The following is a 12,923-nucleotide window of genomic DNA, read 5'->3' as shown; positions in this document are numbered from 1 at the left end:
ATGGCCCCAAGCAAGGTTCTCGCCGGTGCCCGGGTGGTACTGCCCACCGGCACCGTGGACGGCGGCCGCGTGATCGTCGACGGCACGCGGATCGCGGACACGGCGCCCCCGGACGCGGAGGTGCTCGACCTCGCCGGCCACTGGGTGGTCCCCGGCTTCGTCGACCTGCACAACCACGGCGGCGGCGGCGCCTCCTTCGCCGGCGGCACCGCCGAGGACGTCCTCAGGGGCGTCCACACCCACCGCCTGCACGGCACCACCACGGTGGTCGCCTCCGCCGTCACCGGCGACCTGGACTTCCTCGCCCGGCACGCCGGGATGCTCGCCGAGCTGGCCCAGCAGGGCGACATCGCCGGCATCCACTTCGAGGGGCCGTTCATCTCCCCGTGCCGCAAGGGCGCGCACGACGAGGAGCTGCTGCGCGACCCCGACCCGGCCGAGGTCCGCAAGCTGATCGACGCCGCGCACGGCCACGCGAGGATGATGACGCTGGCCACCGAGCTGCCGGGCGGCCTGGACTCCGTGCGGCTGCTCACCGAGCACGGCGTGATCGCGGCCGTCGGGCACACCGACGCGACGTACGAGCAGACGGTGCAGGCGATCGACGCGGGCGCCACCGTCGCCACGCACCTGTTCAACGCGATGCCCCCGGTCGGTCACCGCGCCCCGGGTCCCATCACCGCCCTGCTGGAGGACGAGCGGATCACCGTCGAGCTGATCAACGACGGCACCCACCTGCACCCGGCCGCGCTCCAGCTGGCCTTCCACCACGCGGGCGCGTCCCGGGTCGCCTTCATCACCGACGCGATGGACGCCGCAGGCTTCGGCGACGGCCGCTACATGCTCGGCCCGATGGAGGTCGAGGTCGCCGACGGCGTGGCCCGGCTGGTGGAGGGCGGCTCGATCGCCGGCTCCACGCTCACCCTGGACCGCGCCTTCAAGCGGGCGGTGACGGTGGACGGGCTGCCCGTCGAGGACGTCGTCGCCGCGATCTCCGCCAACCCGGCGCGGCTGCTCGGCCTCGACGACCGGATCGGTTCGCTGGAGCCCGGCAAGGACGCCGACCTGGTGGTCCTCGACGCCGGGTTCGACCTGGTGGGCGTGATGCGCCGGGGTGAATGGGTGGTCGGTCCCCACCTGGGCTGATCCGTCCCCGGGTCCGTCCCCGGGTCCGCCTCCGGGTCGTCGGCCGCGACCGCACCGGGGACTGGGCCGACGGCCGTCCGTTTGGCATGATCGTGACTCCGGACAACGTCTTCGGCGCACAGGGCGGACACGGACCATCGGGGGAGGTCGACACGGGTGATACTCACGGTCACGCTGAACACCGCTCTGGACATCACCTACCGCGTCCGGGACCTGCGGCCCCACACCTCCCACCGGGTCACCGACGTGACGGAACGCCCGGGCGGCAAGGGGCTGAACGTGGCCCGGGTGCTCGCGGCCCTCGGACACGAGGCCACCGTGACCGGCTTCGCGGGCGGCACCACCGGACGCGTCGTACGGGACGGGCTGACCGGTGTGCGGGGGATCACCGACGCGCTCGTGCCGGTCACCGGGGCGACCCGCCGCACCGTCGCCGTCGTCGACGAGCGCACCGGCGACACCACCCAGCTCAACGAGCCGGGCCCGGCCGTCACCCCCGCCGAGTGGCACGCCTTCCAGGAGGTCTACGAGGACCTGCTCGCCGGCGCCTCGGCGGTCGCCCTGTGCGGCAGCCTGCCGCCGGGCGTACCGGTGGGCGCCTACGCCGGGCTGGTGCGCACCGCGCGCGCGGCGGGCGTGCCGGTGCTGCTGGACACCAGCGGGGAGCCGCTGCGCCGGGGCGTCGCCGCCCGCCCGGACATGATCAAGCCGAACGCCGGCGAACTGGCCGAACTGACCGGTTCGCACGAGCCGCTGCGGGCCACCCAGGCCGCCCGGCGCCGCGGCGCCCGGTCCGTGGTGGCCTCCCTGGGCGCCGACGGCCTGCTCGCGGTGACCCCCGAGGGCAGGTGGCGGGCGGCCCCGCCCGCGCGCGTCCCCGGCAACCCGACCGGCGCGGGCGACTCCGCGGTCGCGGGCCTGCTGTCGGGCCTGGTGGAGCACCTGCCCTGGCCGGACCGCCTGACCCGCGCGGTGGCCCTGTCGGCGGCGACGGTGCTGTCGCCGGTGGCGGGCGAGTTCGACCGGGCGGCGTACGAGGAGCTGCTCGGCCGGGGGGTCGCGGTGACGGCGGAGGCCGACGCGGCGTGAGCCGCTGGTCCTTGACCCGGCCCTTCTTCAGGGGGCGTGAGCCGCTAGTCCTTGACCTGGCCCTTCTTCAGGGAGAGCCGGTCCAGCAGGATGTTGCACTTGTCGCCGTCCCCGCAGGACAGCGAGATCGTGTTCGTGCCCTTGTTGAGCGTGGGCCAGGCGTAGGTCTTGGTCCAGCCCTTGGCGAAGTCGCCGCTCGCGGCGTGCGCGAAGTTGCCCAGGTTCATCTTGCTGCCGAACGGCTTGCCGTTGACCGTGAGCGTCATCGACTGGTCCTCGCCGGCCGCGCTGAAGCGGGCGAAGAGGGTGTAGACGCCGTCCTCGGGGATGCCGTTGACGGTCCAGGTGACCGAGGCGCCGGGCTGGTCGAGGCCGGTCACGTAGGCGCCGCCGTCCGACTCGGCGCCCTGGACGTCCGAGGCCGTGGCCACGCCGGGCGACAGCTGCAGCTCGCCCGCCTGGGCCGACGGCAGCTTCACCTCCTCGTCGGCGCTGCTGCTCGCCGTCGGGCTCGGGTCGGTGCTCTGGGTCTGGGTGGGGGAGGGGCTGCCGCCCGCCTCGTTGCCGCCCTTGTCGTCGTCCGCGTCGCTGCTGGTCATCGCCACGGCGATGCCGATGACGACCGCGGCGACCACCGCGACCGCGCCGATCAGCAGGCCCTTGGTGTTGGGCCCGCGGCGTCCGCCGCCACCGGCGCCGCGGGGCTGCTGCGGGGCGGTGGGGGCGCCGCCGCCGGGGAGCGTCTCCGGGGCGGCGTAGTGCGCGTTCGGCCTGCCGTAGGCGCCCTGCTGCGGACCGAAGGCGCCCTGCTGCTGCGGGGCCGCCTGGCCGTAGGCGGCGGTCGGGGCCTGCTGCGCCCCGTACTGCCGGGTGCCGACGGGACGCACGCGGTTGACGGAGTTCGGGTAGCCGTAGCCACCGGACGGCGGCTGGGCTCCGTTGGCCTGCCCGTCGGCGTACAGGTAGCCGAACGGGTCGTCGTCCTCGGGCGTGCTCGCGCCGTTGTCGCCGGGCGTCATCCCTAGGTCTCCTAACCAGGTGCGGTGCGTTTGCGGTACAGGTGGTGAGAGGGCGAGCCTACCTGCTCCCACTGACCCGAACGGGTGACTCGGTCGGGCTCAACGCGCTGACCTGGGGCTCATCCCGCACGGCGGTGCTGTTTGGGACGAGATCGTTTCTCTACGTACATCCGCTCGTCGGCGGACTTCAGGACCTCGTCCGCCGTCATGCCGCAGTGGGCCCATCCGATGCCGAAGCTGGCGCCGACGCGGACGGCCCGTCCCTCGGCGCGGATCGGCTGGACGATCTCGTTGCGCAGCCGCACGGCGAGGTCCTGGGCGTCGGCCCGGCCGAGGCCGTCGGCGAGGATCACGAACTCGTCGCCGCCGAGCCGGGCCACCGTGTCGCCGTCGCGCACCCCGCCGCCGAGCCGGCGGGCGACCTCGATGAGGACGGCGTCGCCCGCGTTGTGCCCGAACCGGTCGTTGATCGACTTGAAGCCGTCCAGGTCGCAGAAGAGGACCGCGAGTCCCTTGGCGCCGTCGTCCGGTCCGTCGCCGGGGGCGACGGTGTGCACGTGGTGGTCGAAGGCCCCGTAGGGATCGGTGCCGGAGCTGAAGTCGAAGGTGTGGCCCCCGGAGTCGGTGACGGGGTGCCCGTAGGCCGCGTCCATCACGTCGGCCGCCGCCGCGTGCGGGGACTGCGGGCGCCGGCACAGCCGGGCGGCGAGCCGGGCGCGCAGCTCGGCGGAGTTCGGCAGGCCGGTGAGGGAGTCGTGGGAGGCGCGGTGGGCGAGCTGGAGCTCGCGGCGCTTGCGCTCCTCTATGTCCTCGACGTGGGTGAGCAGGAAGCGGGGCCCGTCGGCGGCGTCGGCGACGACGCTGTTGCGCAGGGAGACCCAGACGTAGGTGCCGTCGCGGCGGCCCAGGCGCAGCTCGGCCCGGCCGCCCTCGGCGGAGGTGCGCAGCAGGGTGCCGATGTCCTCGGGGTGGACGAGGTCGGAGAAGGCGTAGCGGCGCATCGCGGAGGCGGGGCGGCCCAGCAGGCGGCACAGGGCGTCGTTGGTGCGCAGGATGCGGCCGTGCTGGTCGCCGCCCATCTCGGCGATGGCCATGCCGGAGGGGGCGTACTCGAAGGCCTGCCGGAAGCTCTCCTCGCTCGCCCTGAGGGCCTGCTGGTCGCGTTCGAGGCGGACCAGGGCGCGCTGCATGTTGGAGCGCAGGCGGGCGTTGCTGATGGCGATGGCGGCCTGGAAGGCGTACATCTGCAGGGCTTCGCGGCCCCAGGCGCCGGGCCGGCGGCCGTTGCGCGGGCGGTCCACGGACAGGACGCCGATCAGTTCGCCGCTGGCGTCCCCGCGCTGCGGGCCGGGCGCGTACATGGGGGCGAAGAGCCGGTCCGAGGGGTGCCACTCGTCCTCGAAGCGGGGCGCGGGTCCGTCGGTGTACCACTGCGGGACGTCGTCGTCGTCGAGGATCCAGCCCTCGGTGTGGGGTATGAAGATCAGGTCGCCCCACTGCTCGCCCATGGCCAGGCGGCGGTCCCAGGACTCGCGGGAACCGACCCGGCCGGTGATCAGCGCCTCGGCGGCCTGGTTGCCGGAGAAGGCCGCGACGACGAGGTCGCCGTCGGGGCGGACCAGGTTGACGCACGCCAGCTCGTACCCGAGGGCCTGGACGACGCCGTCCGCGACGGCCTGCAGGGTGTCGGCCAGGCTGCGGGCCTTGTTCACCTCGGCCATGACCTGGTGCAGCTGCCGCAGGGACGCAAGACGGACGTAGGGCTCCGACTCGGTCTCCATGCTCGCCCTCCCCCCGAGACCTCGCAGCGAATCAAGGGTTCTCTTCGGCGTATCGTCCTACCAACTCCCGCCACTGAATCACAGCGCGCTGCTCACTCGGTACACAGGGTCAACAATTACTGTCTCTTGTGACTCAAGTCACAACCAAAGATGAACAATTGCGTGGTGATTCTGTGTTTTCCGCGTGCGTTTACCGAACGCAAAGTTTGTAGGTATGCGCACGACTCCTCCGGGGGCCCTCCGCCCCGGGACCTAGGCCGGTCCCGGGCCCCGGTTCGGACCGGGGGCCGATGCCGCGCCGGAGGCCCGGCGACTAGCGTGGCGGAGTGTCGAACACTCCCCCGCTCACGTCCCCCGCGCCCCCCGCGTCCCCGTTGCCGTCACCGGTCTCCGGGCATCCTGAGGGGGTGAGCAACGACGAGTTCCGCGCCGCCATGTCCCGGCTGGCCTCGGGCGTGGTCCTGGTGACCGCGCAGGAGCCGCCGCTCGACCCCGACGACCCCGGGGCACCGCGCGGCGAGGACGCGGGCATGACGGCCACGGCCTTCATGTCCGTGTCCCTGGACCCGCCGCTCGTCCTGGTCAGCCTGCGCGAGGGGTCCCGCATGGACGACCTGCTCGACGAACAGCCCCTGTGGGCGGTCTCCGTCCTGTCCGAGAACCAGCGGCACATCGCGGGGCGCTTCGCGATGAAGGGCCGCGTCAGCGACCGGCTCCTGTTCGAGGACCTCCCCCGCACACGGGGCGAGGCCTCGGGGGCACCGCTGGTGGGCGGCGCCCTGGCGACCCTGGAGTGCCGCACCGAGCAGCGCGTGCCGGCCGGGGACCACACCCTGGTGATCGGCCGCGTCCTGACCGCCTCGGTGGCGAGCGCGGACGGCGGTCCGCTGACGTACTTCCGGGGGCGGTACCGGCAGTTGGGCTGAGCGGTAATCCCCTCGCCCGGCACGCGCGATCCCGCCTAGGGTGCGCGCATGACGACCGGCACCGCGCTCCGCCTGGAAGAGATCACCCCCGCGAACATCGAGGCCGCCCTCGCCGTACGCGTGCGCCCCGAGCAGGAGTTCGCCGTCACCCCGGTGGTGAAGTCCCTCGCCGAGGCCTACGTCCACCCCGGCAAGGCCTGGCCGCGCCTGATCGTCGACGGCGACCGCCCCGTCGGCTTCCTCATGGGCTTCTTCGACATCGACTGGTACGACGACGGCAGCGCGCTGCGCTCCGGCCTGTGGCGCCTGAACATCGCCGCCGACGAACAGGGCCGGGGCTACGGCCGCTTCGCCGTGGAGTCGGTGGCCGCCGAGATCCGCCGCCGCGGCGGCACGGAGTGCTTCGTCACCTGGCACCCCGGCGAGCACGGCCCCGAGGACTTCTACCTGCGCCTCGGCTTCCGCCCGAACGGCGAGAAGGCCGAGGAGGAGACGGTCGGCGTGCTGGCGCTGGACTGAGCCGCGGGCCCTCCCGGTCAGTCCCAGCCCCGCGCGGAACGCCCCCGCTTGGTCTCCGAGCGCTGCTTCTTCTCCCGCAGCCGGCGTTCGTTGATGCCGCGCGGGATGCGGGTCGGCCTGCGGGGCCTGGGCGGCGGTGCGGTGGCCTCCGCGAGGAGGGCGGCCAGGCGCACGGCGGCCGCCTCGCGGTTGCGCCACTGGGAGCGGTGCTCGGAGGCGCGGACGGTGACGACCCCGTCGGACAGGCGCCCGGCCAGCCGCTCCAGCGCCCGCCGCTTCCACACCTCGGGCAGGGCCTCGGTCCGCGCCAGGTCGAAGCGGAGCTCCACCGCCGTGTCCGTGGTGTTGACGTGCTGTCCGCCCGGCCCCGAGGAACGCGAGAAACGCCAGACGAGCTCGGCCTCGGGCAGGGAGACGGAGCCGCGGATGACATGGGGACCGGACATGCCTTCCATGTTCCCGTCCGCGGGCGGCACGCGTCACCCGAATATCCGGTCCCGGTCTCCGGCCCCTGCCCCCGGTCCCGGTCCTCGGCCCCGGCCTCGGTAAAGAAAGTAAAGAGGGGCGGAACCTTGTGGACCCCTCTCGTCGTTCATGGTGGTAGCTGTAGCTTTCTTGCCGTACGTAAACGAAGGAAGGGACTCCCAACAATGGCTGTAAGCCTGTCCAAGGGTGGCAACGTCTCGCTCACCAAGGAGGCTCCGGGCCTGACCGAAGTCACCGTGGGCCTCGGCTGGGACGTCCGTACCACCACCGGCACCGACTTCGACCTCGACGCCTCCGCGATCGCGGTCAACACGCAGGGCAAGGTCTACTCCGACGCCCACTTCGTGTTCTTCAACAACAAGCAGACCCCGGACAACACGATCGTCCACACCGGTGACAACCGCACCGGCGAGGGCGCCGGCGACGACGAGGCGATCAACGTCAACCTGGCCGCCCTGCCGGCCGACATCGACAAGATCGTCTTCCCGGTCTCGATCTACGACGCGGAGAACCGCTCGCAGAACTTCGGCCAGGTCCGCAACGCCTACATCCGCATCATCAACCAGGCCGGCGGCGCCGAGATCGCCCGCTACGACCTGTCCGAGGACGCGGCCACCGAGACCGCCATGGTCTTCGGCGAGCTGTACCGCAACGGCGCCGAGTGGAAGTTCCGCGCCGTCGGCCAGGGCTACGCCTCGGGCCTGGTGGGCATCGCCCAGGACTTCGGCGTGAACGTCTGACGTCCACCCGCCCGTTCTCCCGTACGAAGGCCCCCCGGCCGTGCGCCGGTGGGCCTTCGGCGTCACGGCGGCAGGCGCCGTTCCCTCACCACCGCGGACGCGTCCGTCGGCCCCCGCGCCCCCGCGCCCGATCCCCACATCGCCCCCCTGGGCACCGCGGGGCCGGTGGCCGCTTCCGGCGGGCGTTCCACGTGAAACGCCCCATAGGATCACGGGGTGCGCCTCACCCGTCTGCTCGTAGCCGCCGCCACCGTCACCGCTCTCGCGGCGTGCAGCGGTGGAGGTGGCGGTGTCGTCGGCACCCCCGGCGGTTCGGGCGTGCGCGACCCGTACTTCCCGAAGGCGGGCAACGGCGGCTACGACGTCGGCCACTACGACCTGGTCCTCGACTACGACCCCGACGCCGGGCGCCTCACCGGCACGGCGACGATCACGGCACGCGCCACCCGGGACCTGTCCGCCTTCAACCTGGACCTCGAGGGTCTGGACGTCGAGAAGGTCACCGTCGGGGGCCGGGACGCCCGCTTCAACCGGGCCGGGCAGGAGCTGACCGTCCGTCCGCCCGACGAACTGGGCGACGGCGAGACGTTCCGCGTGCGGGTCCGGTACTCCGGCGAGCCCGAGACCGTGACCGACCCGGACGACTCCGAGGAGGGCTGGCTGCCCACCGAGGACGGCGCGGTCGGACTCGGTGAACCGGTCGGCTCGATGGCCTGGTTCCCCGGCAACCACCACCCCTCCGACAAGGCGACGTACGACCTCGCGGTGACCGTCCCCGAGGACTACGGGGCCGTCTCCAACGGGCAGTTGACCGGTGAGACGACCGAGGGCGGCCGTACCACGTTCCGCTGGCACACCGGCGAGCCGATGGCGAGCTACGTCGCCACGGTCGCCGTCGGCGACTGGCGGATCAGCCGCTCGGCCACCGAGGACGGCCTGCCGGTGTACACGGCCGTCGACCCGGAGCAGGCCGGCGCGAGCCGCGCGGTCCTCGCACAGATCCCCGAGATCGTGAAGTGGGAGCAGGACGTCTTCGGCCCCTACCCCTTCTCCTCCACCGGCGCGATCGTCGACCGCCCGCAGGACGCCGGCTACGCCCTGGAGACCCAGACCCGCCCCTACTTCCCCGGCGCCCCGGACACCGGGACCCTCGTCCACGAGCTGGCCCACCAGTGGTACGGCGACTCCGTCACGCCGAAGACCTGGCGCGACATGTGGCTCAACGAGGGCTTCGCCACCTACGCCCAGTGGCTGTGGACGGAGGACCACGGCGGCGACACCGCCCAGGAGACCTTCGACGCGCTCTACGCCGGCACCTACTTCGGCGACGAGGAGGAGAGCGAGGCCGTCTGGGCGTTCCCGCCCGGCACGCCGTCCGGTGCCGCCCACCTCTCTGACAGCCCGGTCTACCAGCGCGGCGCGATGGTGCTGCACCGCATCCGGCAGACGGTCGGCGACGACGCCTTCCGCGCCCTGCTGCGCGACTGGGCCGCCGCCCACCGCCACGGCAACGCGGACACCGGCGACTTCACGGCGTTCGTGGAGAAGTCGGCCCCCGACGAGGACTTCACGGAGATCTGGGACGACTGGCTGTACGGGGACGGGAAGCCGGAACGCCCCTGAGGCGGGGCGCCGGCCGCCGCCTCACCGCTCGGCCGCGTCGGACCCCTCGAACGCGTCGAGCAGCCGGGGCAGGTCCGGCGGCCACAGGGCCTCGGGGGCCTCGGCGAGTTCCGCGCGGCTCCACCACCGCCAGGTGAGGATGCCGTCCGCGGCGTGCGCGGCGGCGAGGTGCGGGCCGGTGGGCTCGCGCCGGGGGCCGCGGGCGACGTAGATGTGCTCGTGCTGGCGGACCGGGCCCACGTCCAGGTGGGTGAAGTCGTGCTCCCACGTGCACAGCAGCGGGCCGGGCTCCAGGTCCGTCCAGCCGGTCTCCTCGCGCAGTTCGCGCAGGGCGCCCTCGCGGGGGCTCTCGTCCGCGTCGAGGCCGCCGCCGGGCATCGCCCAGTGCACGCCGACCTCGACGTTGTCGTACCGCAGCAGGAAGACCGCGCCGTCCGGGTCGAGCACGGCGACGCGTGCGGCGCGGCGCGGGACGCGCAGCGGCTTGCGCAGCACCGTGCAGGGGCGGCCGGCGCGCAGGTCCCGGCGGTGACCGAGGGTCTCGTAGCCGAGGGCGGCCCAGAAGGCGAGGGCGTCGCCGTTGCCGTCGAGGACGGCGAGCCGCAGGCCGGTGTGGCCCGCGGCCCGGAAACGGTCCTCGACGAGGGACGCCAGCCGCCTGCCGTGGCCCTTCCGGCGCAGGTGCGCGTCCACCATCAGCAGGCCGATCCACGGGTCCGGGTCGGCCGGGTCGGGGTGCCGGGCGAGGGTGATCGCGATCCCGACCAGCCGGCCCGCGTCCCTGGCGAGCAGGATCTCCGCGCCGGGGAGCGCCGACTCCTCGGCCAGCGCCGCCGCCACCTGTTCCGGACGGATGTCGTCGGGGTCGGGGAAGTCGCCGCTGAGGGCGTGGAAGGCGCGGTGGGAGGCGTAGAGGGCGGTCAGCTCGGTGAGGAGCGGGCCCGGGACGCCGTGGTCGGGAGCGAGCGTGAGTGGGGTGATGATCACGCCGGGCAACCTACCCGGCACGGTGGCCCGGGGGCGAGGGCATGACACCATCACCTGCGTGCTCGACATCGGCTACGCCCTCTCCACCCGATTCCCCGACCCTCCGCAGACCGACTACCGCCGCGCGGACGTCCACGCCCTGCGGCACGACCTGTTCTGCGGGGACGTGTACCTGGCCGACACCCGAAAGGACCAGGAGATCTCCACGGCCTGGGGATGGGTGCCGGTGCTGGACTTCGCGTGGGCGCTGTGCGACATCGTGGAGCGCATCGACCGGGACCCGGCGGGCTCCCGGGCCGCCCGGCCGCAACACGCCGAGCTGGACTTCACCGAGTCCACCGACCGCCTGCTGTTCGAGCGCCGTTTCGGCTGGGTCGACATCGAGGCGGAGTGGCTGCCGGCGTCCGAACCGCCGCTGTCCTTCTCGCACGGCGCACTGCGCCGGGAGGCCCGGGACTTCTTGCACGACCTGATCGCCGACCTCACGGACATGCACGAGGACCTGGCGGAGAACCCGGCGATCTGGACCCTCCAGACCCGCTTCCCCCGCGTCTCCTGAGCCCCCGCCCCGCACGCCCGGCCACGAGCCCCACCCGGCCGGCCGCCCTGCGCGCCGTCCGTCCGCACGCCTTCGGCCCGGCCGGGAGAGCGGTTCCGGGGCCCTGACGGCCGACACGCCCCGCGGACCACCGGAAAGGGATGCGATACATCCCGATTCATGGTCTTCTGGCCAAATGAGTGCCGCCCGGACAGGTGAGGGAACCGCCCCCGCGGACGCCGACCCCCGCCGCTGGTGGGGGCTGATGGTGATCGCCCTCGCCCAGCTGATGGTCGTCCTCGACGCGACCATCGTGAACATCGCGCTGCCGTCCGCGCAGCGCGACCTGGGCATGTCCGACGGCAACCGCCAGTGGGTGATCACCGCCTACACCCTCGCCTTCGGCGGTCTGCTGCTGCTCGGCGGACGCATCGCCGACCTCGTGGGACGCAAACGCACCTTCGTCATCGGGCTGATCGGCTTCGCCGGCGCCTCCGCGATCGGCGGCGCCGCCGTCGGCCCCGCGATGCTCTTCGGCGCCCGCGCGCTCCAGGGCGTCTTCGCCGCCGTCCTCGCGCCCTCCGCGCTGTCCCTGCTGACGACCACCTTCACCGACCCCGAAGAACGCGGGAAGGCCTTCGGCATCTACGGCGCGCTGGCCGGCAGCGGCTCCGCCATCGGCTTCATCGTCGGCGGCGTGCTCACCGAGTACCTGAACTGGCGCTGGTGCCTGTACGTCAACATCCCCGTCGCCGTCGCCGCCGTGACCGGCGCCCTGGTCCTCCTGCACGACCGGCCCGGCCACACCGACGTCCGCCTCGACATCCCCGGCGTGCTCCTCGGCTGCGGCGGCCTGGTCGCCCTCGTCTACGGCTTCAGCGAGGCGCAGCCGCGCGGCTGGGGCGACCCGTTCGTCCTGGCGCTGTTCGCCACGGGCGCCGTCCTCCTCACGGCCTTCGTGTGGTGGCAGACCCGGGCGCCGGTGCCCCTGCTGCCGCTGCACATCGTCCGCGACCGCAACCGCGCCGGCTGCTTCCTGACGATGATGCTGGCCGTCATCGGCATGTTCGGGATGTTCCTGTTCATGACCTACTACCTCCAGGTCATCCTCGATTACTCCCCCGTGCAGACCGGCCTGGCGTTCCTGCCGATGACCGCCTCGATCCTCATCGGCTCCACCCAGATCTCCGCGCGGCTGCTGCGCCACGTGGGCCCGCGCATGCTGATGGCCCCCGGCATGCTCCTCGCCTCCGGCGGCATGGTGGTCCTCACCCGGATGACCGTGCACTCGCAGTACGCCTCGGAGATCCTGCCCTCCCTGATCCTGATGGGCCTCGGCATGGGCCTGACCTTCATGCCGGTCTTCTCCACCGCCACCGCCGGCGTCGCCCCGCGGGACTCCGGCGTCACCTCGGCGACGGTCAACACCTCGCAGCAGGTGGGCGGATCGATCGGCACGGCGCTGCTCAACACCGTCGCCACCAGCACCAGCGCCTCCTGGATCACCTCCCACCTCACCGACCCCGCCCGGCGGCAGGAGATCATCAGGGAGGGCGTCGTCCACGGCTATACGGTCGCCATCTGGCTGGCCGCGGGCATCATGCTGCTGGCGGGCGTCGTCGCCGGCCTGATGGTCACGGCCAAGGCCCCCAAACACGGCACCCCGGCCGACCGACCCGTACCGGAACCGGTGGGCTGAGGCACCGCCGAGCGGGCGCCGCCCGCGGGCGGCGTGAACCGCCGGCGTCCTTCGGTCGAACGGCGGTCGAACGGCCGAAGAGCACTCGTCGACGACCTGCCCGAACCCGGCCACGCGCCCCGTACGGCCGCTTCCGCGTCCCTACGCTGACGCGCGTGCGAGGACACCGGCAGGGGCAGCGGCAGGGACAGGGACAGGGACAGACGGACGAACGCGGGAGCGGCGCCCGCGGACGGACGCCCCCGGCGCCCGGCGCGGGACGCGCGCCCGGCCGGGGTCCGGACGGCGCCCCCGGACCGCACTCCCTGCTCGCCCTCCAGCAGAGCGCCGGCAACGCGGCGACCGCCCGGGCGATGCGGCCGGGCCCGGC

General features: G+C 73.3%; 12 protein-coding genes and 1 pseudogene. 9 read left to right on the top strand and 4 right to left on the bottom strand.

The features are described 5' to 3' along the window. Together nagA and JHAT_RS11350 are read left to right on the top strand one after the other, a co-directional pair. Window positions 1–1,146 (top strand): N-acetylglucosamine-6-phosphate deacetylase, encoded by a 1,146-nt coding sequence (nagA, locus tag JHAT_RS11355; RefSeq protein WP_077797976.1) that lies wholly within the window; start codon window positions 1–3, stop codon window positions 1,144–1,146. 156 nt (window positions 1,147–1,302) lie between these two features. Further along, entirely contained in the window at window positions 1,303–2,235 is a 933-nt protein-coding gene (locus JHAT_RS11350) for a 1-phosphofructokinase family hexose kinase (RefSeq protein ID WP_077797975.1), read from the top strand. A gap of 44 nt (window positions 2,236–2,279) precedes the next feature. Here JHAT_RS11350 and JHAT_RS11345 read toward each other — a convergent pair whose 3' ends face one another. After that, window positions 2,280–3,254 (bottom strand): carbohydrate-binding protein, encoded by a 975-nt coding sequence (locus tag JHAT_RS11345; protein ID WP_077797974.1) that lies wholly within the window; start codon window positions 3,252–3,254, stop codon window positions 2,280–2,282. A gap of 119 nt (window positions 3,255–3,373) precedes the next feature. Then, a complete protein-coding gene (gene cdgB, locus JHAT_RS11340) occupies window positions 3,374–5,035 on the bottom strand; it encodes a diguanylate cyclase CdgB (protein WP_077797973.1) in 1,662 nt (553 codons plus the stop codon). A 326-nt stretch (window positions 5,036–5,361) separates the two neighbouring features. Here cdgB and JHAT_RS11335 point away from each other — a divergent pair, with 326 nt between their 5' ends. Together JHAT_RS11335 and JHAT_RS11330 are read left to right on the top strand one after the other, a co-directional pair. Beyond that, complete coding sequence (locus JHAT_RS11335) at window positions 5,362–5,961, top strand: flavin reductase family protein (protein WP_077797972.1); 600 nt, start codon at window positions 5,362–5,364, stop codon at window positions 5,959–5,961. Between the two features lie 48 nt (window positions 5,962–6,009). After that, a complete protein-coding gene (locus tag JHAT_RS11330; RefSeq protein WP_077797971.1) occupies window positions 6,010–6,480 on the top strand; it encodes a GNAT family N-acetyltransferase in 471 nt (156 codons plus the stop codon). A 17-nt stretch (window positions 6,481–6,497) separates the two neighbouring features. On the opposite strand, the gene arfB is transcribed toward JHAT_RS11330, so the two are convergent. Then, the gene (gene arfB / locus JHAT_RS11325) at window positions 6,498–6,935 is read right to left on the bottom strand and encodes an alternative ribosome rescue aminoacyl-tRNA hydrolase ArfB (RefSeq protein WP_077798084.1); all 438 of its coding nucleotides are present in this window, start codon (window positions 6,933–6,935) and stop codon (window positions 6,498–6,500) included. 195 nt (window positions 6,936–7,130) lie between these two features. Between arfB and JHAT_RS11320 the strand changes: the two genes are divergently transcribed. Next, window positions 7,131–7,706 (top strand): TerD family protein, encoded by a 576-nt coding sequence (locus JHAT_RS11320; RefSeq protein ID WP_077797970.1) that lies wholly within the window; start codon window positions 7,131–7,133, stop codon window positions 7,704–7,706. 216 nt (window positions 7,707–7,922) lie between these two features. Beyond that, entirely contained in the window at window positions 7,923–9,329 is a 1,407-nt protein-coding gene (locus JHAT_RS11315; protein ID WP_077797969.1) for a M1 family metallopeptidase, read from the top strand. Window positions 9,330–9,350: 21 nt separating this feature from the next. Here the strand turns inward: JHAT_RS11315 and JHAT_RS11310 are convergent, their stop codons facing one another. Further along, a complete protein-coding gene (locus JHAT_RS11310; RefSeq protein WP_077797968.1) occupies window positions 9,351–10,316 on the bottom strand; it encodes a bifunctional GNAT family N-acetyltransferase/NUDIX hydrolase in 966 nt (321 codons plus the stop codon). A 58-nt stretch (window positions 10,317–10,374) separates the two neighbouring features. Here JHAT_RS11310 and JHAT_RS11305 point away from each other — a divergent pair, with 58 nt between their 5' ends. The 3 genes and pseudogenes from JHAT_RS11305 to JHAT_RS34975 form a co-directional block, all read left to right on the top strand. Next, a complete protein-coding gene (locus tag JHAT_RS11305; RefSeq protein ID WP_077797967.1) occupies window positions 10,375–10,875 on the top strand; it encodes a hypothetical protein in 501 nt (166 codons plus the stop codon). A gap of 175 nt (window positions 10,876–11,050) precedes the next feature. Continuing rightward, window positions 11,051–12,553, top strand: coding sequence for an MFS transporter (locus tag JHAT_RS11300; protein WP_077797966.1), 1,503 nt, complete (start codon window positions 11,051–11,053; stop codon window positions 12,551–12,553). 155 nt (window positions 12,554–12,708) lie between these two features. Continuing rightward, window positions 12,709–12,923: pseudogene (locus tag JHAT_RS34975) on the top strand (hypothetical protein); the annotation flags it as partial.

Source organism: Streptomyces sp. JHA26, from assembly GCF_002005565.1.
Classification (GTDB): Bacteria; Actinomycetota; Actinomycetes; order Streptomycetales; family Streptomycetaceae; genus Streptomyces.
Note: the sequence above shows the minus strand (reverse complement) of the source record. Positions and strands in the feature narration are given on the sequence as shown.